The 25195-nt window shown below is 45.2% G+C and carries 21 protein-coding genes; 9 read left to right on the forward strand and 12 right to left on the reverse strand.

What is annotated here, in order from left to right; translation table 11 throughout:
- Positions 1-100: 100 nt before the first annotated feature.
- The 3 genes from NM125_RS05735 to NM125_RS05745 all read left to right on the forward strand — a co-directional run bounded on the left by NM125_RS05735 (position 101) and on the right by NM125_RS05745 (position 2681).
- A complete protein-coding gene (locus tag NM125_RS05735; RefSeq protein WP_255133700.1) occupies positions 101-1378 on the forward strand; it encodes a GAF domain-containing SpoIIE family protein phosphatase in 1278 nt (425 codons plus the stop codon).
- A 155-nt stretch (positions 1379-1533) separates the two neighbouring features.
- Positions 1534-2031: a hypothetical protein gene (locus tag NM125_RS05740; RefSeq protein WP_255133701.1), complete on the forward strand. Its 498-nt coding sequence runs from the start codon at positions 1534-1536 to the stop codon at positions 2029-2031.
- 230 nt (positions 2032-2261) lie between these two features.
- Positions 2262-2681 carry a hypothetical protein gene (locus NM125_RS05745; RefSeq protein ID WP_255133702.1) on the forward strand — a complete coding sequence of 140 codons (420 nt, stop codon included), beginning with the start codon at positions 2262-2264 and terminating at the stop codon, positions 2679-2681.
- Positions 2682-2890: 209 nt separating this feature from the next.
- On the opposite strand, the gene NM125_RS05750 is transcribed toward NM125_RS05745, so the two are convergent.
- The gene (locus tag NM125_RS05750) at positions 2891-3541 is read right to left on the reverse strand and encodes a methyltransferase domain-containing protein (protein ID WP_255133703.1); all 651 of its coding nucleotides are present in this window, start codon (positions 3539-3541) and stop codon (positions 2891-2893) included.
- 226 nt (positions 3542-3767) lie between these two features.
- On the opposite strand from NM125_RS05750, the gene NM125_RS05755 reads away from it, so the two are divergent.
- The gene (locus NM125_RS05755; protein ID WP_255133704.1) at positions 3768-5282 is read left to right on the forward strand and encodes a DUF7282 domain-containing protein; all 1515 of its coding nucleotides are present in this window, start codon (positions 3768-3770) and stop codon (positions 5280-5282) included.
- Between the two features lie 64 nt (positions 5283-5346).
- Here NM125_RS05755 and NM125_RS05760 read toward each other — a convergent pair whose 3' ends face one another.
- A complete protein-coding gene (locus NM125_RS05760; RefSeq protein WP_255133705.1) occupies positions 5347-5796 on the reverse strand; it encodes a copper chaperone PCu(A)C in 450 nt (149 codons plus the stop codon).
- A complete protein-coding gene (locus NM125_RS05765) occupies positions 5793-6368 on the reverse strand; it encodes an SCO family protein (protein ID WP_255133706.1) in 576 nt (191 codons plus the stop codon). The genes NM125_RS05760 and NM125_RS05765 overlap by 4 nt, the downstream gene beginning before the upstream one ends.
- A 72-nt stretch (positions 6369-6440) precedes the next feature.
- On the opposite strand from NM125_RS05765, the gene NM125_RS05770 reads away from it, so the two are divergent.
- Complete coding sequence (locus NM125_RS05770; protein ID WP_255133707.1) at positions 6441-6947, forward strand: hypothetical protein; 507 nt, start codon at positions 6441-6443, stop codon at positions 6945-6947.
- Between the two features lie 15 nt (positions 6948-6962).
- On the opposite strand, the gene NM125_RS05775 is transcribed toward NM125_RS05770, so the two are convergent.
- Positions 6963-7424 (reverse strand): hypothetical protein, encoded by a 462-nt coding sequence (locus NM125_RS05775; RefSeq protein WP_255133708.1) that lies wholly within the window; start codon positions 7422-7424, stop codon positions 6963-6965.
- 42 nt (positions 7425-7466) lie between these two features.
- A complete protein-coding gene (locus NM125_RS05780) occupies positions 7467-8744 on the reverse strand; it encodes a M14 family metallopeptidase (RefSeq protein WP_255133709.1) in 1278 nt (425 codons plus the stop codon).
- 111 nt (positions 8745-8855) lie between these two features.
- Here NM125_RS05780 and NM125_RS05785 point away from each other — a divergent pair, with 111 nt between their 5' ends.
- A complete protein-coding gene (locus tag NM125_RS05785; RefSeq protein WP_255133710.1) occupies positions 8856-10811 on the forward strand; it encodes a BamA/TamA family outer membrane protein in 1956 nt (651 codons plus the stop codon).
- 3 nt (positions 10812-10814) lie between these two features.
- Positions 10815-15350: a translocation/assembly module TamB domain-containing protein gene (locus NM125_RS05790; RefSeq protein WP_255133711.1), complete on the forward strand. Its 4536-nt coding sequence runs from the start codon at positions 10815-10817 to the stop codon at positions 15348-15350.
- 270 nt (positions 15351-15620) lie between these two features.
- Here NM125_RS05790 and NM125_RS05795 read toward each other — a convergent pair whose 3' ends face one another.
- The 3 genes from NM125_RS05795 to NM125_RS05805 all read right to left on the reverse strand — a co-directional run bounded on the left by NM125_RS05795 (position 15621) and on the right by NM125_RS05805 (position 17778).
- A complete protein-coding gene (locus NM125_RS05795; protein WP_255133712.1) occupies positions 15621-16535 on the reverse strand; it encodes an MBL fold metallo-hydrolase in 915 nt (304 codons plus the stop codon).
- Positions 16536-16737: 202 nt separating this feature from the next.
- Positions 16738-17406 (reverse strand): YitT family protein, encoded by a 669-nt coding sequence (locus tag NM125_RS05800; protein ID WP_255133713.1) that lies wholly within the window; start codon positions 17404-17406, stop codon positions 16738-16740.
- Positions 17407-17778, reverse strand: a complete 372-nt coding sequence (locus tag NM125_RS05805; RefSeq protein ID WP_255133714.1) for a co-chaperone GroES — start codon at positions 17776-17778, stop codon at positions 17407-17409. It lies immediately after the preceding gene.
- Between the two features lie 146 nt (positions 17779-17924).
- Here NM125_RS05805 and NM125_RS05810 point away from each other — a divergent pair, with 146 nt between their 5' ends.
- Positions 17925-18761, forward strand: coding sequence for an SDR family oxidoreductase (locus NM125_RS05810; protein ID WP_255133715.1), 837 nt, complete (start codon positions 17925-17927; stop codon positions 18759-18761).
- Positions 18762-18893: 132 nt separating this feature from the next.
- On the opposite strand, the gene NM125_RS05815 is transcribed toward NM125_RS05810, so the two are convergent.
- The 4 genes from NM125_RS05815 to NM125_RS05830 all read right to left on the reverse strand — a co-directional run bounded on the left by NM125_RS05815 (position 18894) and on the right by NM125_RS05830 (position 22291).
- The gene (locus NM125_RS05815) at positions 18894-19097 is read right to left on the reverse strand and encodes a hypothetical protein (RefSeq protein ID WP_255133716.1); all 204 of its coding nucleotides are present in this window, start codon (positions 19095-19097) and stop codon (positions 18894-18896) included.
- Positions 19098-19261: 164 nt separating this feature from the next.
- Positions 19262-19741 carry a DUF411 domain-containing protein gene (locus NM125_RS05820; protein ID WP_255133717.1) on the reverse strand — a complete coding sequence of 160 codons (480 nt, stop codon included), beginning with the start codon at positions 19739-19741 and terminating at the stop codon, positions 19262-19264.
- 67 nt (positions 19742-19808) lie between these two features.
- Positions 19809-22070: a heavy metal translocating P-type ATPase gene (locus NM125_RS05825; protein ID WP_255133718.1), complete on the reverse strand. Its 2262-nt coding sequence runs from the start codon at positions 22068-22070 to the stop codon at positions 19809-19811.
- A gap of 2 nt (positions 22071-22072) precedes the next feature.
- Complete coding sequence (locus NM125_RS05830; RefSeq protein WP_255133719.1) at positions 22073-22291, reverse strand: heavy-metal-associated domain-containing protein; 219 nt, start codon at positions 22289-22291, stop codon at positions 22073-22075.
- A gap of 794 nt (positions 22292-23085) precedes the next feature.
- On the opposite strand from NM125_RS05830, the gene NM125_RS05835 reads away from it, so the two are divergent.
- Positions 23086-25158 carry a S9 family peptidase gene (locus NM125_RS05835; RefSeq protein WP_255133720.1) on the forward strand — a complete coding sequence of 691 codons (2073 nt, stop codon included), beginning with the start codon at positions 23086-23088 and terminating at the stop codon, positions 25156-25158.
- Positions 25159-25195: the final 37 nt, after the last annotated feature.

Consider the following 25195-nt stretch of genomic DNA (forward strand, 5'->3'; position numbering starts at 1 on the left):
GATGCAATTTGATCAAGGTGAGGAACGCTTTGGAGTACACTTCAAAAGGGGTGAATCTCAAAGAGCTTAACAGTGTAATTATTATGTACGGGTATCGGGTATGAAAACGACATCACAATCTATCAATATTGAACAGCTTAACCTGCTGATGGAATTGGTTGGAAAAATAAATTCTAACCTTGAATTGGATAAGCTGCTTCGTGAGATTATGGATTCCGCCAAAATCATTATGGACACGGAGGCAAGCTCGCTTTTTCTGCTTTCCGAAGATAAATCAAAACTCACCTTAACTATACCAACCGGGCCTGCTACAGCAGAGCTTTCCGGGAAAAGTATGCCCTCCAATCAAGGGTTAAGTGGCTGGGTGGTACAGAATGTGGAGCCGGTGTTGGTCAGGGATGTTCAAAAAGATCCCCGGTTTGCGGGAGAGCTCAGTGTGAGTTCATCATTCACCACCAAAGACCTGATCTGCGTGCCCCTGATAAACCATAACGGAAAGGTGATTGGTGCCCTGCAGGCAATCAACAAAAAGAATCCCGAAGAGCTTTCCGAAGATTTAATTCCTGTTTTTCAGACCATGGCCAATCAGGCTGCTATTGCTATTGAGAATGCCAAACTGCAGCAAGAGCGCATCGAGAAAGAGCTAATGGATAAAGAGCTTGAAGTTGCGCGCACCATCCAATCCGGCTTTTGGCCCAAGGAGGTCCCCAATATTCCCCATTACCGTATTGCAGGATGCAGTAAACCTGCAAAAAGCGTTGGGGGCGATTACTATGATTATATCCCCATCCCTGGGACCAAGCGCTGGGGTTTTACCGTGGCTGATGTAACCGGCAAGGGTGTTCCTGCTTCCCTGTTGATGGCTACCATGCGTGCCTCCCTTCGTTCTCATGTGGAGAACAACAAAAATGTTGGAGATTCCATCAACAGCGTAAATAAACTTATCTACGAAGATTCCCCCATCGACAAGTTTATAACCGCAGTGTATGGTGAACTTGATACCGAAACTCACACCTTCAATTACGTGAATGCCGGGCATAATAATCCCTATCTGCTGGATGTACACAACCATAATCTTAGCCAGCTCGAAGTGGGTGGTGTGATGCTGGGAATTATGGACCCTGTGGATTTTAAAGGAGATTCGATAAAACTGTATTCAGGCAATAAGTTAATTCTCTTTTCAGATGGAATCCCTGAGGCCCGAAATACAGAGGGAGAGTTTTTCTCAGACGAAGGTTTTGAGCAATGGCTTCTGGAACATAAATCCCTCACCCCTTCTCAAATGATGATGAACCTGCTAAAAACAATCGATAATTTTAGTAAAGGTCAGCCCCAAAGTGACGATATAACACTCATCATCATTGAACGCGTACAGTAAGTAATAAGAAACCGCTGAATCAGGAATGGTTCAGTGCATCTGCAAATGAAATAAAAGCCTGAGTAATCTTTTCAGGCTAAAATAATTTGTAACAAATCAGCTGTACGGAACTTTTACTATAGGCGAAAGTATATATCTACGAGGCAGGCAATATTATGTATATCATTAATAATAAGAGACAAATAGAGCGCATAAAAGACATGGTTACCGTGCGAAAGAACATGGATACCTATGAGGTCTTTTATCACGACCCCACTACCGGAGAGCTTTGGAAGAGCTTTTTCCCTCGCGGATACCGAAAACACCAGGGCCCAAAATTGCTCCGTCCCGAACCGCTACCTGAAAACCTGGAACTGCAACTGGAGATTTGCCTCAACAGTCCCGACGACTCAGATGCTATAGGTCTGGGGATTGAATGTTCAGTTAAACCCGAAAAGTGGGAAGAGATCATAGAGATCCTGGACAAGAACCGGAAGAAGTATCTGCGAAGCCACCTCAGCACCTTCATCAAACACCTTGGGATACTCCACCCAATGGATTCCCTTCAAGAAATAGAACTCCATCCAGACGACCTTGAATTGGATGAGGAAAAACTTACCGCTCTCAAAAAGAAAGCAAAAAGGATAAAACTGAAGAGATTCTTCAGAATTTAGTCCCGCCCCCTTCATTCAAAAACCTCTGATACTGTCAGGAATCGACGATTCCTTAAGACACGCCTTTCTAATATTAGAGAGCTTTAATTTCTAATATTTGTAAATATCCCCCTTAAAATATAATTCAAGACGGTTTTGTTAAAAACATGGGGAAATTATTTCCGCTTTATTATAATTAAGATTTTTTAATATTAGAGGAAATTAATATTATTTGGGTGAGATAAATAAAAATGAGAGTAGCAATCACCCACATATTAATTCTCCTGGTTTCCGGCTTTTGGGCTTCCCTTCAGGCACAAACAACTGCTGTTATGCAAGTTCGGGTAGAGATCGTAAGCGGAGCCGGCTTGTCTTCCATTGAAGAAGGGCTTATTGATTTAAGCTCCGTGGATGCAAATAACAATAATGTCAAAGCCGGGGGGTTCTCACTTCAAACCTCACCGGGCACTGATGTAAGTATTTCAATCGTTGAAAACGCCGGCATAAAGAATTATGACGGAGAAGCCATAGAGTTTGAATCACTTCAGGTAGATAAAAGAACTATGGAAACCGGTGAGCACCACATCTCCCTGAATGGTAAAATCAAAGACCTCAGCTCTTTAAAAGGTCACTACCAGGGCGATGTAACCGCTGTTATAGAATACCTGTAAGGAATTTCTAAGTACCGGTAATCATCACTTCCTCCCCTTGCGGGGTTTCTGTACCCGCTTATCGTCCTCTCTTTCCGAATCTTAAATAGTTTTTCCAATCCGGCGGCTTTTGATCCTCGTATTATTTCAGTGCTGATTTTAAGTGATTAGCAAACATATACTCCGAATAACTCAAATAAAGCCCCGGTTTTGATCGAGCGGGGCTTTTTCTATTTCCCCTGTTCGGGCTTGTTCACGGTGATGAGGAATAAATTCCAATACCTGTAGTGCCAGGTTTGCTTGTTCTTAATATTGAAATGAAGTGAACTGAGTAATGCTTCAGCATCATCTACGGAAACGGTTTGAATGGTTTCACTGGTAAGCTTATCGATCCAGTAATTAACCACTCTGAATAGCCCTTCTTTATTCCAATCCAGCAAATAAAACATCCCGCCGGGCTTTAGCACCCGATAAACCTCCTGTATAACAGCCTCCTGATTCGGGTAATTGTGAAAAGCATTCATTGAAATGACCCGGTCAAAAGAATTGGTCTCAAAACTCATCTGCTCTGCGCTGTACCCGGTAAAGCGATATCGATCATCGGAGCCCACCTTTTCCTGAGCCTTCCCCAGCATTTCAGAGGACACATCATTCAGTACAAACTCACCGAACTCCCAGTCATTCTGTTGAATATACTTTGCCAGGTAACCGGTTCCTGCGCTGATGTCCAACACCCGATCGGATGGATGTATTCTAAGCTGACCTAATAATTTTTGATGTGTATTCTCGAGGTACCCCTTCCACCGAACATCGTATTTGGATGCGAGGGCATCGTAGCTCTCTGCGGTTTCATCTTTACTCAACTCTGTTCTGTTGGCCACTTCTCTTGGTTCTATGACAGTTAACTACGTTTCTATTTTTGGGACACAACCTTCTGAAAGCATTTTCCTTACTCACTTACATATACACCAAAAAGCGGCTTTTCATTTAGTAATCCCACCAATTATTTCTCCGGGCAAATCATTTTAAGTTTTTTGCAATCTGCTTGAAAGATCTCCTCGTAATCTCAAGTGAATAAGAAATAAAATTCATCAAGTAAAAACTATTATGAAATCACTAAACAAACTATTCATTATTCTGGCTGCTGTAGGATTATCCTTCACAGCTTGTGATAATAACAATTCATCGGGAGAAGACGACACAGACATCCCGGCCGTAGAAGCCAACACACAGGGCACCAGTAACGGTAACCAGGTTACCATATCAAATGTGGTATCACCCGAAAGCGGATGGATCGTTATTCACCGCTCTAATGCTGAAGGCAACGGACCTCAGGTTCCTGAAATCATCGGAAAATCTATGGTTGAAGCCGGTGTAAATAGCGATGTAACCATTCAGCTGGAAGAGGGCGTTTCTAACGAAGAAACCCTTTGGGCCATGCTGCATGAAGACACCGGAACTCTGGGCGAATACGAATTTGACGGGGAAAACGGATTAGACCTGCCGGTTACCTTAAATGATCATATCGTGATGACATCTTTCATGATTTCCCAAACCGATCCGGCTATTTCAGTCAGTGATCAGGTTGATCGAGGTAATATTTTCGTTATTGGATCCGTATCTGCTGCTGAAGACGGCTGGATTGTAATTCACGGACCGAATGCCAACAACGACGGACCTCAAATTCCGGAAATCATTGGTAAAGCACCGGTTTCTGCAGGCGTAAATGAGAATGTGGAAATTGTACTGAATGAAGGTGCGGAAGTATCTACCGGAGACAATCTCTTTCCGATGCTTCATTATGATACAGGAACAAACGGTGAGTATGAATTTGACGGACAAAGCGGTTTAGACCAACCGGTTATCACCGCAGAAGGTGACATTGTTCTTGCTTCTTTTGAAGTAATCGAAAACATGTCAACACTGATGGCAGAAGACCAAACCGTTATGAACAACTCTATCACGGTTGATGTGGAATCAGATACCGACGGATGGGTGGTTGTACATGCTTCAAACGAAGCCAATGACGGTCCCCAGATCCCCGAGATTATTGGTAAAGCACCAATTCAGGAAGGAATGAACACAGACGTTCAAATCACTTTTGATGACAGCGTTGTAGTGGAAGATGGTGACGTGTTATACCCTATGGTGCACTACGATACCGGAACAATCGGTACCTATGAGTTTGACGGCCAAGGACCGCATGACCAACCGGTTATAACTGCTGATGGAATTCTGCTGACAAGCATTACCGTAAGTGGTTCCGCTGCTCCGGCTGTAGTTGCAGAAGAGCAGGCTGTGGAAGATGGAACTCTTACCATCTCTGAAACCATGACAGGCCAGATAGGATTTGTAGTACTTCACCGAGATACCGGTAACGATTCTCCTGTAGTACCGGCAAGTATTGGCCACGGACAAGTTTACACCGGCCAAAATACTGACCTGGTTATTGAACTTAACGACGGCGAAACCCTGGAGTCAGGAGAGAAAGTATGGGCGATGTTGCACATCGACAACGGAACAATCGGATCTTATGATTTCGACGGTTCTGAAGGAAGTGACGACCCACCCGTATTTGATTCAATGCAAAACATTGTAATGGTTCAGTTTACTATTCAATAAACTGAGGCGTTAAGTGGTTGAGGCTGTCGGAGGACCCGGCAGCCTTTTTTTATTTGAAGGAATTTCAGGGCTGAACCGGAAGCTTTTTAACAACCTCTCCGGCTCCTGAGAACTTCAATTTTACGGCCACGGAATCGCCGGCTTGTAATTCCTGATTCAAGCCCATCAGCATAATGTGAAGCCCTCCCTGCCGGAACCGGATTTCTTGTCCGGGCTGTACAACTACTTCTTTTTGTTCCCGCATCCCCATCATCCCGTCTTCAGTTTCGTAAGACTCATGCACCTGCACCATATCTGCAAAATCTGCCTCAACCGAACGTAAGGTGTCCGCTTTGTCCAGTGAATTTGTATAAACAAAATAAGCTGCACTTGTCCCACCAGAAGCGGCCGGACGAACCCGCTCTCTTATCACATCGGGTTTCTCATTCACATTTTCTTTCTCCGCTTTTTGGTTAGTGCAGGCCTCTGAAAGCATCAAACCACTAATCAATAAAAGGAAAGCTGTTTTTCTCATCGGACTTTATTTAAATCTTCAACTACAAGAGAAGGAATCATCGGCTGGCTTCCTCCATATTCAAAAATTACCCGCGCCTGTTTGTCTAACACCATGATTTTATCGGAGTGATTGATGAAGTAAAGCTCTTTTCCGCTTTCGGTTTGCTGAGTAAAAGAAACCTGACTTCGAACTCGGGCGCTGTCCATCAAGGCAAAAACCTCGGTTGAATCGCCGGTTAAAAAGGTGAAGTTTTCGTCAACCCCAAAAGCCTTGCCGTACTGCTTTAGCTTCGATGGAGTATCCCGTACCGGATCAAATGTAGCGGCTACGAATTGTACATCCTCCGGATAATTCAACTCTTTCTGAATTTTGACGAGATTTTGGGTGATGAGCGAACAGATATCCGGACAGTTGGTGTATATAAATCCCATCACCACGTAATCGCCTTCAAAGTCATCCGGAAAGACGACCTCGGCACTGTCACTGTTAACCAGCTGAAAAGAGGCGTCACCCATATCCTCAATAACCTCGGGGTTATTGCCACAAGCGATTATAAAAAGGGGGATGAAAAGCAGTATTAATTTCTTCATAGGTTGAATGTAAGAGTATTCACAAATAACTTAGCCATTGTTCACTCAATTAATCAATATTCATCATTTATCATGGAGTATCGCATCAAGTTAGGTGGTTTTATACTTTTAGTTTCCACTGTTTTCATCAGCATTTCCTGCCAAACGGATCAAGCTAAATCCAGTGCTCACCCGGATACCGATGAGCAATATGAGGATACAGTTCCTTTGATTTACCACATGTCTTTTATGCAGAGGTATAGCCATAAATTATATCTTGCAGGTAAGGAAGAAAACTGGGAGCTGGCCGATATTTATTCTCATGAAATCGAAGAACTATCTGAAACCATCATTGATGGCAATCATCTGGATGATGGAGTGAATGTGAGCAAACTGCTCGAAACCATGCTCATCCCCCAAATTGAAAACGTTGAAGCTGCGATAGACGCCAAAGACGAAGCTATGTTTGAGGACAATTATCAAACCATGATTCAAACCTGCAATCAGTGTCATGAGGCAGCTAACTATGGAGCAGTTAAGGTAACGGTGCCCAGCGGAAATCCATACAATCAGGATTTTTCTCCTGCTGCCGAGGAATAATTAGCTACTGAATTATCAATACCCGAAATACCAAATAGCAAAACTTGCGAGAAGGGAAATCAAGAACAGGAAATAAGCTTGTTTCACCGGGCGGTCGGGCAGGAAGTTATACAATGGGTTTTCGCGGAAAAATTCTTCCAGTTGTTCCCGGCGTGTTTTTTCTTCCGGATCCAACTCATCCTCTTTTTTGACCAGAACTTCTGCGTCACCGTCAACCTCTTTAAGGCTTTCGTTCAAAAAGCCTGCGATGGTGTACTGATCAACCTTGCCCAAATTACTGACAATAAGGTAAGCGGGCGTTCCCACCATAAAAATGGCAATCCCCACAATAGATTTATCCAACACGGTTAGCTCGAGGAATATCCCTAACGCCATACTGATGAGTATCCCCAACCCAATTATACATAGCAGTGCGCTTAACACAAGCCGCAGCTTCCAGTTGTAAATCCCTTCCAATAATACTTGCGAACCCTTCATGCTTTTCTATTTAGCTTTTATTTGAATATGTGTATCCCTGAATTAGTTTTCAACACTTGTTTTATCCCAATTTTCGAGCAGAACTCTCATCAATGATTTTGCAGCCGATCGCGAAACCTGCTCAAGATCTTCATCACTGATTTGATCATCTACCTCATAGGTCAGTGCATCAATCCCGAAGGCATGATAGAACCAGTTTTTAGCGATAGGCGATGAGGTGTCGAACGGCTCAATGTTAAATACAACCTCTTCATTATCTTCCTGAATACGTTCTACCCACTGCTGGGTGATATTATCCGGATTGGTTTTTACTTCCTCATTTATGGGATAAAAAATATTCTCGTTGGTAGAGTGAAAATCGATGGCATAGAACATCCGCCTTAAATCTGAATTTTTCAGCGGCTCCAGAGTTTCTTTCACGATTCTTGTTTCAGGCTGATTGAAATTTTCCCAGTCGCGATTTAAATCAACACCGCCGGCGTTATGCCGCCAGTGGCCCATATCAACCCCGTCAGGATTCAGCATTGGGAATGCTTTTACCACGAACGTCTCCCTGAACTCCCGGGCTAACGCATTGTCGGCTGCCAGTTCTTCCAGAAAAATCAGCGAAGCAAGATAACCCGTTACTTCCGGTGGATGCTGACGGCTCACAATAGCTAAAACCGGGCCCTTTTCATTTGGGTCAACTTCTGTGATTTCCAGCTCCCAAACCGGCCGTCCCAATTTTGATTTTCCGGCTTCTTTCATCTCAACAAAAGAATTATCCAAAACCCCGCGATGGGTTAAAGTGGAAAGTAAATCGGATGAGGTATGAAGCGGCTGCCCGCTGATAATGATGGGATCAGGAGCCAATAATACATCAAAAGTAGCGGTACCGGTGGCAGAATCGTACTGAACAGGCAGCTCCATCTGCTGTTTCCACATGCTGTCGGGCTGAACCCAGCTTTGCAATTTTGGGAGGTATCTATGCGTTGCATCCAGGTAATTAAGCCTTATCTTTGCCATCCGGACGGTATCACTCCAAATTTTAAAAGCATACCAGGGACTGTTGTTGATTGGGCCATTTTCAGGTGCAACAAAAACCTCAACCGTTGAGTCACCATACGCGTAAACATCATTCATGCGAGCTCCATCAAATTCATTGCTAATCCATACCTTGGGCGAATCTACCCCAATGGTTCGGCGAGCCTGTTCTTGAATGACTTTGTCGGTGGTGTTGGTTACATCCGGAGGATCGTAAGAGAAGCCTGTGAACTCTTCCGTGCTTTTGCATGAAACCAGTATCAAAGAAACAATAATGACCTGAAAATACTTATACATATATAAGTGCAATTAACGTTATGGCTCATTTAAAAACTGAGCATTACAACTAAGATTTCAAAGATAGCAAACATTCAGTTATACTTATCTTTATTAATATAAATCACTCACTTGGTTACTACTAATTTAAAACTTCTAATCCATCTCTTCGCGCTGCTGGGTGTTTTCCATCTTGTTACCGTACAAGTGGCTGCCCAGGAAGAACCTGACCCCGCACGGGTTTGGAGCATTAACATTGAAGGAAACCGAACGTTTGAAGCGTTAGTAATTAAAGATGTGATTTATAATGAGCCCCCTTCACCATTTAAGAAACTCCTGTTTTGGCGACAGCCGGGAATGATCCTCAACGAGAATGATGTAAAACGTGATGTCATCCGAATTGAACGCTTTTACCAGCGCCGGGGATTTGATGACGTAATTGTAAACTACCGCATTGAAACGCTGAGCAAAGAGTGGCGAAAATCCATCATATTTGAAATCACTGAAAATACCCCCATCAGGATTAAGAAGGTGGATTTCCAGGTTTCCACAAGCAGCGAAGACCGGGCTTTAATTACGGATGATGAGGATTTTCAGGATATTAAGAGAAATCTGCCATATAAGGTCGGGCAGCGCTACGAGACTATCAATAAATCTGAAGTGGAAGGAAAGCTCGTGGGGCGACTTCGAAATCTCGGCTATCCATATGCAACAAGTGAGGTTAATGCTCAGATAGACAGCGTTTCCAAATCAGCGAACGTGACCTTGGTCACCAGCCCGGGGCCCCGGGCTCGGTTTGACTCTGTGGTTGTTGAAGGAGAAGAAAATCTTGCCGAAAAGTATATAATCAGAGAAACCGGCATTGAACCGGGCGAAGTATTCAGCGAAAATACACTGAGAGAGGCCCAGAGGGAAGTCTTCAGCCACCATATGTTTCGCTTTGCGCTCATCAACATTCCTGAGCAGCCGCAAGACTCTACCATAAGTGTAAAGGTGAGGGTGAAAGAAACTCCCTTGCGCACGGTTCAGCTTCAGTTTGGAATCGGAAACCTGACCCGTATCGATGATGGCTGGGCCGACTTCTACAAGTTATTTCGTGGACAGGCTTCATGGACCCACCGCAATGTTCGCGGACGCGGAGAACGATTCAGTATCACCGGAAACGCCTCCGCTATTGAACAACGCCTCGGAGCCAACTACCTGTTCCCTTATGTGTACAACACAAAGACTTCGATTATTTTATCTCCATTTTTTGAACATAAACTGGAGCCTTCCTATGAAATTGTTCGCGGAGGTATAACCAACAGTTTTATTTACCAGTACAGCTCTAATTTAACCGGTACAATATCTCACGAATTTACACTAAACAACGAGATTAACCGGAATTCCCAGGAAAGCCTGCCCGACAGCATTGAGGCTTACAATGTTTCTTCTTTTAACCTGAATGCATTTTATGCCCGAAACTTGCAACGAGGAAAAAAGGGCTGGTCGATACAGCCATTTTGGGAATTGTCCGGCTTGTTTGGAGAAGCAACCTATAGCTTTCAGGAAGCGGGAATGGACATCAGAAAATTCTCAGCCCTTAACCAAAACATTGTGGTTGCAAAGCGCATAAATTTTGCCGGAATCTATTATGCTAAACAGGACTCCCTGCCTTCCGACATTCGACTCTACAGTGGCGGCACCAACTCGGTGCGAGGGTGGAGCCGGCAAGAGCTGGGACCTAAACGGGCAATCATAAATGAGCAAGGTGAGTTCGAACAATTTGTTCCTGTTGGAGGGCGTGGGATGTTTAGTTTTAACACTGAGCTTCGGTTTCAGCTTAACCAGCTAATCAAAGGCTTTGGCGTTGCAACCTTTTTGGATGGCGGGCAGGTTTGGAGAAATTTCAGTGATATCGGCACCACCCCCATTCAGTTTGGGGTTGGAGGCGGACTTCGTTACCAGTCGCCCATAGGCCCCATCCGAATCGATATTGCTTATAAAATAAACCCAACCGATGAGGATCTTCAAATTTACCGGGGCCGGAATTTCGGCAGTGCCTGGGATCGGTGGGGACTTCACTTTAGCATCGGGCAGGCATTTTAGCATATGAGTGAAAAGAACACACATATCATGGTTCGTATTTTGAAAGTTACCGGCTGGACTCTGCTCGCACTTTTCATTCTGGGAGCAGCTCTGCGTCTTTCCCTGAAAACCTCACCAGTTCACAATTTTGCCAAAAATAAGATTACCTCGCTGGCAAACCAGCAACTCAACGGCACCTTATCCATTGGTAATATCGATGGGGATTTATGGAATGATTTTATCGTAACCTCCATCACCCTACAACAAACCGACACCCTCGCAAGTATAGACACGCTGGGCATCAGGTATAATATTTGGTCGCTGCTGAACAGCTCATTTCAGGCACAGCAAATCCGGGTCAATGGACTGAAAGCGTCAATTATTGAAGAAGCCGACACAACCTTCAATGTTCAAAACCTGGTTAAGGAAGCCGAGCCGACTCAGCCTTCTTCAGAATCGGCATTTGGTCTGTATCTGGAAAAAATCCTCGTAGAAAACAGTTCGGTTTTCGTGCGCTCGTCTTCCTACTTACCCGACTCTGCCCTGACTATTGAAAACCTGAATGCCTCAGCCGGCTTTTATTTAGACGAAGATATTTCCGGTTCCCTGTCTTCTCTTTCTTTTAAGGTGAAGGAAGGGCGGCTCCCGTCAGCCATCGCTGTTGAAACAGCCGGATCTTATCAGAATCAGGAAATAACTTTAAACCGACTGGTTGTTGAAACCGGTCGGTCGATGTTCAATGCCAGCGCCTTTGCCAACCTTCAGGATTCTACCTTTAATGCCCGGGCAGAAACAAACCCCTTCTCACTGAAAGACCTGCAAGCTTACTTACAGAATGACATTCCTGCTCAGGAATTACAATTAGGCTTAAAAGTAGGAGGCAGTGCCGACTCCCTCCATATCGAAGTGACCGCAGAAGGGGAAGGCTTTGATGAATTTCTGGCCATTACTGATCTCTCGTTTTCAGGAATCCCCACACTCAAAAAACTCGGAATAAGTGCTCAAAATATTGATGTCGGCTATTTTACCAACGATTCTGTAAAAGCGTATATTGGAGGATTTCAGGCCACCGTTGAAGGGCAGATTACGCAGAATTATCAGAATATGAATGCCACCTGGGGTTACACACTCAGCGGCATTCGCTATCAGGATTATGTGTTTGAAGAATTTTTTGGCAGCGGAACTATCGCAAATGAAGAACTACGTGCAAACTTTGAGTTAAGCGACGGGGAAGATAAAATTATTGCAAACCCATCTGTTCAACAACTTTTTGATGAGCATCCTTCATGGCAAGTGCCTGTTGTTGTTTCAAACCTGGACATTGGTTGGTGGCTGCAAAACCCTGAACTCAATGGGAAATTAAGCCTCAGAGGCCGGTTGGATGGGAAGGGATTTCAACCCTCGGAACAACCATGGACATTCCGCTTATATCCGAGTTCGTCTGCCAAGAGCCGACCTGCTTTTGTAAATAAACCCGGCAAACCAAAGCGCATGATTCCTCACGTGGGTACTGATACACTTACAATCAATGGTCAGGTAGTATCGGATTTCAATATTCAGGGTTCTGTCACCAAAGACTCTCTAAAAGCCGGAGGTTTTGTGCAGCTGATTGATAGTAAGATTTCGTTTAACAGTGCTGTTGCGGATTATCTCGGTGAGGCACCTTCTTATTCATATACAGTTAACACCTCCTCGTTTAATGCTTCAGAAATTGCCGGAGTTGAGGATTTCCCCACCAGTATCAATCTCAAGGCAACAGGTTCTGGACGTTATTTTGATCCTGAAAAGATCGAACTGCAATCCAATCTACTCATTGATTCAAGCTATGTAAACGGCGCTGCTTTCGACCGCCTCAACATCATGGCCAACCTAAACGGGGATATTCTCACTATCTCGGAAGGTGACCTTAACAGCGAGGTTATTGAAGGAACCTTTTCCGGTCGCCGTAACCTTCAGGATCAATCGGACCCAATGAATAAACTGGCGGTGGATATGAAAATCAAAAACCTCCAGCCTTTAGCATCCGTGCTTGGCATTCAGCTACTGAGTGCGCAAGGAACCGTGACCGGAAACATCACCGAAAAAGAAAACCGGCTTCAGTTTGACGGCAACGTGGACTTACAAGACTTCAAATACGATACCCTTCTGTCCGCACAATCCATTGAAGGAAACACGCTGATAGGTATTGGCGATAATTACAGCTACGATCTGACGCTCAACTTCGGTCAGCCTGCTTACTCTGACTTTGCCCTGCAAGACATTCATTTTGAAACCATTGGCATTGCCTCTCCCGACTCCATGAATGGCACTTTTATGCTGGATATTGAAAGTGACGATGCCGGTGAAATCACCCAGTCGGGAAATTACGAAATCAATCTTGAGTCACTACGCACCCACCTGATGTGGCAGAAATTTGATTTTACAACCCCTGCCCGGGTGCTTTCCCTCCAATCTCCATTCCGGCTGACTTACCAGGATGCAACCATTCAGACCGACACCCTTCACCTGCAATCGGATGGCGGCACCTATTTAACTATGGCTATCCCCTATGCTGATTCTTTGAAGCAGGAAGGCTGGATTCGCGGCCGGGATTTTGACTTTGGAGTGATCCAGGAGATTATTTTTGATGAGCGTTTGGTGGATGGCATTCTTTCTGGAAATATGCGGTTCGCAAACAGTCCTCAGGATCTATCCGGTGACGGACTCCTGACCTTCACCAATCTTGCCTACCAGGGCACCGAGGTTGATACCATGAATTTGAATTTCAGCCTGGTAGCCGAGCGGTTGAAGGCGGAGCTCGGGCTTAAAATGAATGGAGAGGAAAAAGTATCCGGACGAATGGATGTTCCGTTTGTTGCTGCCGACCCCGCCACCCTTGATGATTCCTTTTTCGAAGAACCGGTAAGCGGGCAATTTCTAATAAACCCTGTCCAACTGAGTGAATTCCAGAACCTGCTGAATGCTTTCGGTATAACCGGTACAAGCGGGATACTCTCCTTCAATGGAGAACTTTCAGGTACAGCAGGGGAACCTGACATGGAAGGAATTTTTCAACTTGCCGACCCCACGCTTTCTGGCATTAAAATTGACTCTGCCTTTGCCGAATTCCGATATCATCACCAACAAAAAAATGTAACCGCAAATGCTGAAATACGGGCACGTGGGCAGCAAGCGGCTTCTATCCGATCTGAGCTGCCGATTTCTGTGGACTTCCGGACTTTAGCTATGAATATGCCGGATGAAAATGATTCGCTTTACATCAGTATGGTTACCGATGATTTCAACTTATCGGTGTTCAATGATTTTCTGGATAAGCAGTACATGAACAAGTTGCGGGGCATGCTGAATGCAGACATCGAAATTGCCGGTACCAAGAGCACCCTCACACCTCAGGGATATCTGCGGCTTGACAAAGGGGAGCTTTCCGTGCCCATAGCCGGTATCAAGCTCACCGAAATTAAGTCTGAATTTGATTTTAATGAATCGGGCCTTCGGCTGAATCAGCTCACGGCAAGAAGTGGCAGTGGCGGATTTAACGCCAGTGGTTCCATTGACATGGAGGGCATCACCCCAACCAACCTTAATATTGATGCCAAAGCTTCCCGCTTCCGTCTGGCCAACACTTCGGATTACAATCTTACCATTGACCTGGACAGCAAGTTGTCCGGCAAACCAACCCGACCTACGGCATCCGGTGAACTTCGCATTAAAAATGGATTTGTATACCTGCAGGATTTTGGAGAAAGATCAGTTGAAACCGTTGAGCTTGAAGGGGAAGAAATCTCCTCATTCAGTGCCTATGATTCACTGTCCATTGATATGCGTTTCGTAATTGAGCGTAACTTCCTGATTCGTAACCGGCGCTACCTTGACATGGAAATTGCCATGACGGGCGAACTGGATGCACAAAAGCAGGTTGAACAGGACCTGCAACTATTTGGAACACTGAACGCGCAGCGCGGATATGTTCGCCCATTAGGCAAACAATTTACCCTTGATGAAGGAACCTTCACGTTCAGCGGTCCGGTTACAAATCCCGACTTGTTCATCAAAACCAGTTATGTTCCCCAGTCTTCCCAAAAGCAGGGTGACCCTATCATCCTATATTACATCATCGAAGGGCAAGCTGAGGATCCGGATTTCAGGTTTGAAAGTACTCCTCAAATGGAGCAGCAGGATATCGTTTGCTACACCCTCTTTAATAAGCCGTGCTATGCGTTAGAGTCGTGGCAGCAAGTGGTGAGTGGAAGCAGTGGTTCATCCCCCACCGATTTACTGGTAGATGTGCTGCTGGATGAATTTGAGGCGCTGGCTACCCAACAACTTGGAATTGATGTGGTCCAGATTGATAACTCGGGGGCAAATGGAAATCCATCGATAAAAACCGGCTGGTACCTGAATCGCCGAACGTTCTTCGCAATCGTGAATGAAATAAGTGGCGCAACCCCGGAAACCCTGTTTATCCTCGAATATCTGCTCACCAAGAATCTTGACCTCATCCTTACACAGGGCGACGACAACCGGCAAGGCATCGACATCCGCTGGCAGTATGATTATTAAGAAAGTGTTTATGTGTTTTAAGTGTTAAGGTGCTAAAGTTCGAAAGTGTTTTCACGCGAAAGTAGCGGTGTTAACACTTTCGAACTTTAACACGTCAGCACGTAAACACATTAACACTTTACCTCTCCCCGGCAGCATTCTTCGGCATTGGTTCCGCAGGCAGCACATTGTCCGTGGCCATGAACCCAGACTAACTCTGCCTCCTGCCCGCAGAATAAACACCGGCGTTTTGCTTTTTTAGGAGATTCTGTTTGGGGTGATGAAGTATTGTTATCCATTGTCTTCTGTTAATTCAGCATAGGCCACTTCGATATTCGCGCTTAGCGGAAGTCTCCATCCCGGAGCTTTGAAGTCCTCAAAACCGTTCAGGGTTTCTTTGTTCATCAGCTCTTCTTTAGTCATCCCGGCATCAATTCCCTTTTGAGTGAAATCTAAGAGAGCGGAAAGAAACTCACTCATTACTTCCAGATCTTCAGCACTTCCCGTAATTCCGAAATTTGAATTGCCATGCCCGAATATGTACATCGCATCTGACGGAAAATCATCCGCTGTTCGGTTCAGTGTGGTAATCCAGTTTGAAATGGAAGCTCCGGCTCCGCGATCAATAAAGGGATGAGCACGGTTAAACATCAAGTCACCCATGTGAGCTATATTCGCTTTCTCGAAATAAATAACTGAATCCCCACCGGTGTGCGCCGGGCCGTAGTGAGTCAGGTGAACGGTTTCATCCCCCACATCTTCCGACCATTTTTCTTCATAGGTGGTGTCCGGATAAACCTGGGCATCCAGTGCTTCCTGACCACGTGATTCCGCTGAGGCTTTTTGCAGATCCGGTACATTTTTATGAGCAACAATACGCTTCACTTTTTCTTTGAAGGCCGGATTCCCTGCTGTATGATCGCCATGATGATGCGTATTAATCAGCACATCAAAAGCTATGTCCGTCATTTCTTCCAAGCCCGAGATGCAGGTTTTGGCCGACTCAGGAAACTGAGAATCTACAATCACCACCGCATCTTCATTTACCAGCCAGCCAATGGTTCCTCCCCGGCCAACAAAAGTCCCCACATTTCTTCGAAGAGTGGTAAACGGACTTTCCTGCACGGCCGCAAAAAATTTATGGAGTGGCAATGTAGCGGCAGCTCCCATTAAGGCTGATTTCAATAAAAATTCTCGGCGTTTCATAGGCTTTGATTAGGTTGAATATAGAATGATCAGTCAACGCAATATAAAAGACAAAACATTCCGTGCAAGTTTGGAGACATTGATTCTCCAATCAGCAGCGTAATTCGTGCCAACACAGAGAGTATATTGGTCAACTCATTCAACGGCGAACATCTGCTCCACCCGCCTCATCCGCGTTCCATGCCCAAAGTCGAACAGGCTTCTAACTCATTCCGCGATAGCGGCCAGGCTTGTGATTAATAGCCAGAATGATATTCAGGGCAACCGATGCCAATACCGAAAAAGCGAGAGCTTTCCAGTCAACCACGAAAAAGGCCGCCAGGATGATGATGGTATCCGCCACCATTTGAAACTTACCAGCACTGATTTGAAAATATTCCTGCACATAAATAGACAGGATATTCAACCCACCCAAACTGGCTTTGTGCCTGAAGAGCATAAGAAGGCCACTCCCGATCAGAAAGCCTCCGAAAATAGCTGCGAACCACGGGTTAATTTCCCCGAACTCAAAGATTATTGGGATGAACTCGGTAAGAAATGAAACTCCAAATACAGCCAAAAAAGTCTTGATGGTAAATTCCCATCCCAGCTTTTTCACGGCAAGCACATAAAAGGGTAGGTTGATCACAAAGAAAACAACCCCAAAGCTGAAGTCCGTTGTGTACTGTACTAAGAACGACACCCCCGCCGTACCCCCAATCAGGAAGTTCATATGCGAAAAGATGGCGATACCGAAAGCCGCCAACAGCGAGCCAATTACAATGCCCTGAATGTCATCAAAAACAGAATGCTTCTGTGGTTCCGGTTGGTTGGGTTCGTTTAGTTCTTGTTGTTCTCTCTTACCGTCGGTCAGTGTTTTCTCTTGGTCCATTTAAGTGATTTGTTCATCCCTGATGAGCAACAGGATAGCTGCGTGCGGGACGATTAAATATTTTTCGTTTTCAAATTCAATTTCGTAGGCCTGTTTTTTCAGGAAAATGGCTAAATCTCCTTCAATAGCCTGCATGCCAATGTACTTAGTATCGGTGCTTCCTTTCCAGGTCTCCTCGATATCGGTATTCGGGATGGGATAACCCGGGCCGGTTTTTACGATGTAGCCACTTTGGATTTCTTCTTTCTCCTTTACAGAAGCCGGAAGCACCAGTCCGCTCCGGGTGTGGGTTTCCATATCTCGCGGCTTGATGAGCACCCGGTCGCCCACAACCACAAATTTCTCAATGGAGTTCAAATATTCTTGTATCATAGCTTGCTTCGAAATTTTCTGTAAAGATACGGAATTTGATGCTTTGGTAAACCGTTTGCATACATCAATTATACCCCTGATTATTCCCTTGAAACTTTCGAAGCTATTAACCCGATAAAGTCAGGTATCAACGAAGGACATTCTCTATGAACAACAAATTATGTGTGATTACCGGAGCCAATTCCGGTATTGGATTTGAAACCACCAAAGCGCTGGCAAAAAAAGGCGCCTACATTGTGATGGTTTGCCGGAATGAAGACAAAGCCGAAGAAGCCCGGCAGCAAATCGTCGATGAAACTTCAAACCCCGGAATTGATATTGTACTATGCGATTTTGCCATCCAGTCAGAAATTCGGGACGCTGCAGAGAAGATTAAAGCCGATTATGATAAAGTGGATGTGCTAATCAACAATCACGGCTTTTTGGCTTCAGACCGGGAAGAAACGGTAGACGGGCTGGAAAAGACCTTTGCAGTAAATCACATCGGCTACTTTTTGTTTACCAACCTGCTTTTGGACCACATCAAAGCCTCTGACTATGCTCGTATAATCAGTGTGGCCTCAGAAGCTCACCGCCGTGGAGAGTTTGACCCGGAAAACCTTCAGCTTTCCGAAGCATACAAACCCATTAAGGCCTATGGAAATTCTAAGTTGTTCAATATTCTGTTCACCAAAGAACTGGCCCACCGTCTGGTTGATACGCATGTTACGGCAAACTGCCTTCACCCCGGAGTCATAGCCTCCAATTTTGCCAACAGTGCCAGCTGGATTATGAAAACACTCTTTACAATCGGTAAGCCGTTCATGGCCTCTTCCCGTAAAGGAGCTCAAACATCCATTTATCTTGCTGCCTCTGCGGATGTAGAGAATGTGAATGGCGCTTACTTCAAAAACAAAAAGGCAGCCACCCCCAGTAAAACCGCCCGTGATGCCGATGCAGCCCGGGAGTTGTGGAAAATGAGCGAAAAGCTATGTGGTTTATAGATCTTTGCCATTGATTAATCGACCAACTGAAGAAAATTTTCAACCTTTTCTTGGAGATCGCTTCGTCGACGAACACTTCAAACCAATTCAAGCATTGGGCTCCTCGCGATGACTGCTCTTTTTATTCTCGAGTTATTTCAGGTTCAGCTTCGAAATCACAATGCCGGCTACCATTACAACTGCTGAGATAATAATGGGAGTGTAGTCTCCGGTACTGATGGCAACATCTGCACCGAAAGCCTCAATAGATTCAGAATCCTGCATGTACTGGTATCCAAAATAGATAATTCCTATTAATCCACCCGCGGTTAACATGCCGCCTATAGTCTTTTTCATATGTCTTTGTTTTGTTTGTATTCACCCTATTAAAGACTTTCAGCAGCATTTTGTTTCATTTATTTCGTAAAATCATTGTTAAATAATTTATTTTGTGTATCACGTATATAAAAAAAGGCTTACCGGTTATCGGCAAGCCTTTTTTAATTACCTAAATGCTACTTTTAGTGTGAAGAATACACGCTGGTAGTCCCGTCTTTCTTTAGGAGTAATACATCATAATTGTCAGCGGGACGTCCCGGCATTTCCATTCCGGGAGATCCGGTTGGCATTCCCGGAACTGCTAAACCAATTACATCTTCCGGTTTTTCCTGAAGCAGACGCTCCACATCTTCGCGGGGCACGTGTCCTTCCACAACATAATCGCCGATCATGGCTGTGTGGCAGGAAGCCAATTCACGGGTAATTCCGTTTTGCTGCTTCACCTGCATAAGGACCGGGGTCGGAACTTCTTCTACAGAAAACTCCCCCTCTTCCATATGATCGCCCCACTTGGTGCAACACTGGCAACCTTCATTTTTATACATCACCACTTCGGTTTTATCGGACAAGATGCTTTGCGGAGAATTACCCGGCCAGAACAAAAAAGCAGCAACACCTACGGTTACTAATAATCCAACAACTAAAATTTTCGCGTTATTCATATTCTATGTTTGTTTAAAATGATTTGCGACAAGATAACTTTCCTGAAGCAATTTTGTTTTACCGGATTTAGTTCAATTTTGCCTTCCCAAGCCGGCGGGAATTAAACACCACGTTGATGGAACTGAATGCCATCGCGGCTTCGGCCAGCAGCGGATGCAGCCATCCTACAAAAGCCAGCGGTATCATGATCAGGTTGTAGAAAAAGGCCCAGAATAAATTCTGCTTAATTTTGGTGAACGTTTTCTTGCTAAGGTTAATCGACCGAATCACCGCCGACAGATCTCCTTTTACCAGCACAATATCCCCGGATTCTATCGCCACATCCGTTCCGGTTCCAATGGCAATTCCAACATCAGCCAGGGTAAGTGCCGGAGCATCGTTGATGCCGTCACCGACCATAGCTACCACTTCTCCGGAATCCTGAAGGCGTTTCACTTCATTGGATTTTTGGTCGGGCAGTACTTCCGCGATCACTTCATCAATACCAACCTGATCGGCAATTGCACGGGCTGTTTTCTGATTGTCTCCTGTGAGCATAATGGTTTTGAGTCCCAGTTTTTTAAGTTCATCAATGGCTTGCTTACTGTCTTCTTTTACTTCATCGGCAATGCCAAGCAACCCAGCAATTTCGCCATCAAAACTGACCAACACGGCTGTTTTCGCTTTTTCTTCCAACTGCTGTTTCTGAGATGAAACATTCGAAGATATTTTCGTCCCCAGCTTTTCCATCAGTGATGGTGTTCCAACGCCCACCTTCTTGCCATCCAGTTCAGCATACACACCCTTTCCCGTTATGGATTCAAAACCGGAGACTTCTGCCGGTTTAATGTCTTTCTCGGAAGCATAGTTTACAACTGCCCGGGCGAGCGGATGTTCGGAATTGTTTTCTACTGATGCCGCCCATTTCAACAGGTCAGCGTCTTTGGTTTCGCCAAATGAGATCACATCCGTCACCGTTGGTTTTCCTTTGGTGATGGTGCCCGTTTTATCCAGCACAATGGCATTCACATCTTTCATGCGCTGAATGGCTTCCCCTTTTCGGATAAGGATTCCATTTTCGGCTCCAAGTCCTGAGCCCACCATCAGGGCCGTTGGAGTTGCCAATCCCAACGCACATGGACAGGCAATTACCAGGACGGCAATCATCGCATAAAAAGCCAACGCCGTTGATCCTAAATCCGGATTAACCCAGGGAATAAAAGCAGAAGCCCACTCCACAATTCCTCCGAAAAAGTCCGGGAATAGCAGCCATGAGGAAAGTGTAACCAACGCCAACAATAAAACCACCGGTACAAATATACTGGTGACCCGATCGGCAAAATCCTGAATCGGGATTTTACTTCCCTGGGCTTCCTCCACCAGCTTTATGACCTGGTTCAGGAAAGTCTCATTTCCCACTTTCGTAGCCTTCACCTTCAGCACGCTGTTGGTATTCAGGGTAGCACCAATCACTTCGTCTCCTTCCGACTTTTCCACCGGCATCGATTCTCCGGTTGCGATGGACTCGTCCACGCTGCTGCTTCCTTCAATAACTTCTCCATCTGTTGGAATTTTTTCTCCCGGCCGCACCAGCATGACATCCCCAACTTGTAATTCTTTAATTGGGATCTTTACTTCTTCCCCCTCTCTCAGAACAGAAGCTTCTTTAGCTCCCAGCGTCAATAACTTTCGGATGGCCTGAGAAGCACTGCCTTTGGCCTTCGTTTCAATAAACCGACCGGTTAAGTGAAAGGCCATAATCATACCCCCGATCATAGCAAAGCTGTGGAAATCAGGCCCGTACCCCAGTTCATGGGCCAGCTTTACAAAACCGGTAGAAAGTGAAGCCAGAGCTCCCATGGCAATCAACACATCCATATTGGGACTCAGGTTTACCGTTGACTTCCACGCACTTTTGATGGTTTCCCATCCGGGTACAAAAATGGCAAAACCGGAGAGCAGGATCATTCCCAACTCCATTCCCACCGGACCTAAAAACATATAATGGGCAATCCACATTGGGAGCATCCAAAGCAGCGTCAAAGCCGTAGGAACCCACGACCTCACCATATTTCTTTTGGCAGTTTCGTACTTCTTTTGCTCCCTCTCTTCTACTTTATCTGCCCTCGTGCCGGAATCCGAATCATCCCGGATCAGCGTATACCCGGCATTCGCAACTGCTTCTGCAAAATCATCCATGGTGAGGTCGCCCTCATATTCCACCACCGCTGATTCTGTAGCCAAATTTACGCTGGCAGATTTCACCCCTTCCAGGTTTTCGAGCTGTTTATCCACGGCATTGGCACAGCCTGCACAATGCATCCCATCAATTTGAAGTGTGGCTTTCATGGTTATCCTTTCACTCCTTTCATTGAATAGCCGGAGTCATCGATAGCTTTTTCGAAATCGGTCAGCTGAACACGGGAATCATCATATGAGACCTCAGCCGTTTCCTTATCGAGTTCCACGTTTACAGACCCAACTCCTTCTAATGATTGCAGTGCAGATTCAACGGTGTTTACACATCCGCTGCATCCCATTCCTGATATATTTATAGTGATTGTCTTCATAGCATTGGTTTTTGAATTTTATTCAAGATAAGTCTCTCCACACTTCCTGAAATGCTGAATATTGATGGATGTTTACACTATTCTGTCATCTCAACATATTTAGTGACGGCAGGGTTTTAGCTTGCGCACCAAAATAGACATCAAGGCCATCCTTCAATCCTGCAAATCATGGTTCAATGCCGGTTATCAAAAATGTGCCCTTCGTTGGCTAACCCATCCTTGTTCCTTCCCTTTTTTGAAGGGAAGGAGACTCCATAGCTGCTATGCCAAAAAGAATCAAACCAATTGCTTATGTAGTGCAATACATCGGTGCTATAAATGAAGTTCTAACACACCCATAATATCTTCCGGTTAACAAGCATGCCCTTCAGGGCTGAGTTACAGGCTGAACACAACCAAAAAATTCCGACAATCCTTACATCCTAAAAATCATGGTTCAAAACCACTCACAATATAAACCTTCGCTAACAAACCCATCCTTGTTCCTTCCCTTTTTTGAAGGAAAGGAGACTCCATAACTGCTATACCAAAAAGAATCAATCCACTTGCTTATGTAATGCAATACATCGGTACTATAAATGAAGTTCAAACACACCCATAATGTCTTCCGGTAAACAAGTATGCCCTTCAGGGCTGAGTTACAGGCTGAACACAACCAAAAAAATTCCGACAATCCCAACACCCTGAAAATCATGATCCCCATTAACTAAGAATAATGCACATAAACCAATTTTTGCAATTTTTCTCCGTCAAAGTTTTTATTCTCAGGCTTCATTCTTAACACCGATTTATCCATGAAAAAACTGATTTCATTTACACTCGTTCTGTTACTTTTTGGTGCTGACCTCGATGCCCGGCAGTTTCCTGAACAACTGGAATTCAAAGACATCTTTCATGAGCCGTTTATTCCCGGTGCCCGTCCGTCCTTTTCTCATTTCTCACCGGATGGCAAAACCATCTATTACACCTGGAGCGACTCGGCCACTTCAGATACCGATCTCTTCCGTGTTGGATTAAGTGGGAAAAATCAGCAGAAGGCCGAGGATAATGTAATCCGAAATTATGAGCTGTCACCCAATGGTAATCACGTCCTTTACACCAAAGACGGAGACCTTGTGCTGGCGGATAAAAGCTTCGAGAATGAACGAGTAATTGTGGCCTCAAAAGGTTTTGATTACGATCCCGTTTGGAGTGCCGATGGCTCACGCTTTGCTTTTGTTCAGAACGGAGACGTCTGGGTTTCCGGGGTTGAACAGGCTTTTATGAAGCAAATTACCAACCGTAAAGAAGACAGACCCGGATATAATGTGGAACATTGGGCCGGCAACAAATTAGTGATTACTCAGACAGACCGTTCAGATTACCGGGAGGTGTTCTTTCCCGAATACGCGGACACCTTCGTAGAGCCCGGAGGTGATGGCCGCGGCATCCCAACCCGAATTGTATCTATTGCCGGTGTTGATTCCGGAGATGTTGAAATCATTTTCACCCATAAAGGATACCTGGATACGGATGTAAGTTCATCAGGAAAACATCTCGCCATCGACTACCTGGATCCTGCCATGAAAAACCGAACCATCACCGTGTATAACGTGAACACACTGGAGGCTAAGACGCTTTTTGAGGATGAAACAGAAGGCTGGATGTACAACACCAACATGGAATTTGCCCCCATTACCGATCGGCTGATGTTCCAAAGTGAGCAGGACGGCTGGAATCATATCTACACCGTTAACCCGGACGGCACCGGATTTGAGCAGCATACGTTTGGGGAATATGACATCCCGTGGGCTACCTGGCTTGATGAGCGGACCATTGTTATGGCCACTTCTGAAATGGATCCCGGCGAACGACAGCTATACAAGCTGGACATCATCACCAACCTGCCAACTAAGCTCACCACCGAAGAAGGCTACCGAAGAGATTTCGAAATCAGCCACGACCGTCGGTATGTGGTGTATGAAAAAACCTATTTCAACGAGCCCTTCGATTTGTACGTGGTAGATACCATGATCCCCCAAAGAGAAACTCAGCTTACCAACACCGTTCTCGATTCTTTTTATGAATATGACTGGCAGCAAGAGGATTATTTGCGATTTAACGGTCGCGATGGAGAAACACGGCTGTCTATGTCGGTATTGAAACCGGCCAAAAGAAATCCGGACGGCAACCCGGTGGTAGTTTTTGTACACGGTGCCGGATCACTTCAAAACGTGTACAAAGGCTGGTCAAATAATTACTGGCGGGAGTATATGTTTCATCAATATTTAACCCTGCAGGGGTATTATGTGATTGAAGTGGATTACCGGCACAGCACCGGATACGGACGTAAATTCCGCGAAGACGTCACCAACTGGATGGGCAAATACGAAACCGAAGACATCGAAGACGGACTCGCATTCCTGGCTGATAATTATGACAAAGCTGATACCTCGCGCGTAGGAATTTATGGCGGTAGTTACGGCGGCTTCATGGCGCTATATGCGGTGGGCGTTTCTCCTGAACACTTTGACGCAGCAGCCGGATTGCGGTCGGTCACCAACTGGGAAAATTATTATTACGCCAACCCCTGGTACACCCTGCCGAGATTAGGAACTCCGGAAGACAATCCCGAGAATTACGCCCGTAGCTCGCCCATCACCTATGCAGATTCGCTGGAACAACCGGTTATACTGTTACATGGGTTGATTGATGATAATGTAGGTTTCCAGGATGCCGTGCATTACATTGAGATCCTCATCCAAAGCGGAAATGAAGAATTCGAGATGATGATGTACCCAACCGAGCGACACAGCTTCCGGGATGAAGATGCCTGGTATGACGAATACCGCCGCATTTATGAATTCTTTGAAAAACATTTGAAGTAAGCGGAACCGTTCTGAAATTTATTTCGGGTAATTAAAG

Origin of the sequence: Gracilimonas sediminicola (assembly GCF_024320785.1) — a bacterium.
Classification (GTDB): Bacteria; Bacteroidota; Rhodothermia; order Balneolales; family Balneolaceae; genus Gracilimonas; species Gracilimonas sediminicola.

Bases quoted from the DNA above. Each gene is read 5' to 3' on its own strand.
- NM125_RS05745 (WP_255133702.1), top strand. From the start codon at position 2,262: ATGAGAGTAGCAATCACCCACATATTAATTCTCCTGGTTTCCGGCTTT.
- NM125_RS05790 (WP_255133711.1), top strand. From the start codon at position 10,815: ATGAGTGAAAAGAACACACATATCATGGTTCGTATTTTGAAAGTTACC.
- NM125_RS05760 (WP_255133705.1), bottom strand. From the start codon at position 5,796: ATGAGAAAAACAGCTTTCCTTTTATTGATTAGTGGTTTGATGCTTTCA.
- NM125_RS05770 (WP_255133707.1), top strand. From the start codon at position 6,441: ATGGAGTATCGCATCAAGTTAGGTGGTTTTATACTTTTAGTTTCCACT.
- NM125_RS05800 (WP_255133713.1), bottom strand. From the start codon at position 17,406: ATGGACCAAGAGAAAACACTGACCGACGGTAAGAGAGAACAACAAGAA.
- NM125_RS05740 (WP_255133701.1), top strand. From the start codon at position 1,534: ATGTATATCATTAATAATAAGAGACAAATAGAGCGCATAAAAGACATG.
- NM125_RS05820 (WP_255133717.1), bottom strand. From the start codon at position 19,741: ATGAATAACGCGAAAATTTTAGTTGTTGGATTATTAGTAACCGTAGGT.
- NM125_RS05780 (WP_255133709.1), bottom strand. From the start codon at position 8,744: ATGTATAAGTATTTTCAGGTCATTATTGTTTCTTTGATACTGGTTTCA.
- NM125_RS05810 (WP_255133715.1), top strand. From the start codon at position 17,925: ATGAACAACAAATTATGTGTGATTACCGGAGCCAATTCCGGTATTGGA.
- NM125_RS05815 (WP_255133716.1), bottom strand. From the start codon at position 19,097: ATGAAAAAGACTATAGGCGGCATGTTAACCGCGGGTGGATTAATAGGA.
- NM125_RS05795 (WP_255133712.1), bottom strand. From the start codon at position 16,535: ATGAAACGCCGAGAATTTTTATTGAAATCAGCCTTAATGGGAGCTGCC.
- NM125_RS05765 (WP_255133706.1), bottom strand. From the start codon at position 6,368: ATGAAGAAATTAATACTGCTTTTCATCCCCCTTTTTATAATCGCTTGT.
- NM125_RS05775 (WP_255133708.1), bottom strand. From the start codon at position 7,424: ATGAAGGGTTCGCAAGTATTATTGGAAGGGATTTACAACTGGAAGCTG.
- NM125_RS05805 (WP_255133714.1), bottom strand. From the start codon at position 17,778: ATGATACAAGAATATTTGAACTCCATTGAGAAATTTGTGGTTGTGGGC.
- NM125_RS05825 (WP_255133718.1), bottom strand. From the start codon at position 22,070: ATGAAAGCCACACTTCAAATTGATGGGATGCATTGTGCAGGCTGTGCC.
- NM125_RS05835 (WP_255133720.1), top strand. From the start codon at position 23,086: ATGAAAAAACTGATTTCATTTACACTCGTTCTGTTACTTTTTGGTGCT.
- NM125_RS05735 (WP_255133700.1), top strand. From the start codon at position 101: ATGAAAACGACATCACAATCTATCAATATTGAACAGCTTAACCTGCTG.
- NM125_RS05755 (WP_255133704.1), top strand. From the start codon at position 3,768: ATGAAATCACTAAACAAACTATTCATTATTCTGGCTGCTGTAGGATTA.
- NM125_RS05830 (WP_255133719.1), bottom strand. From the start codon at position 22,291: ATGAAGACAATCACTATAAATATATCAGGAATGGGATGCAGCGGATGT.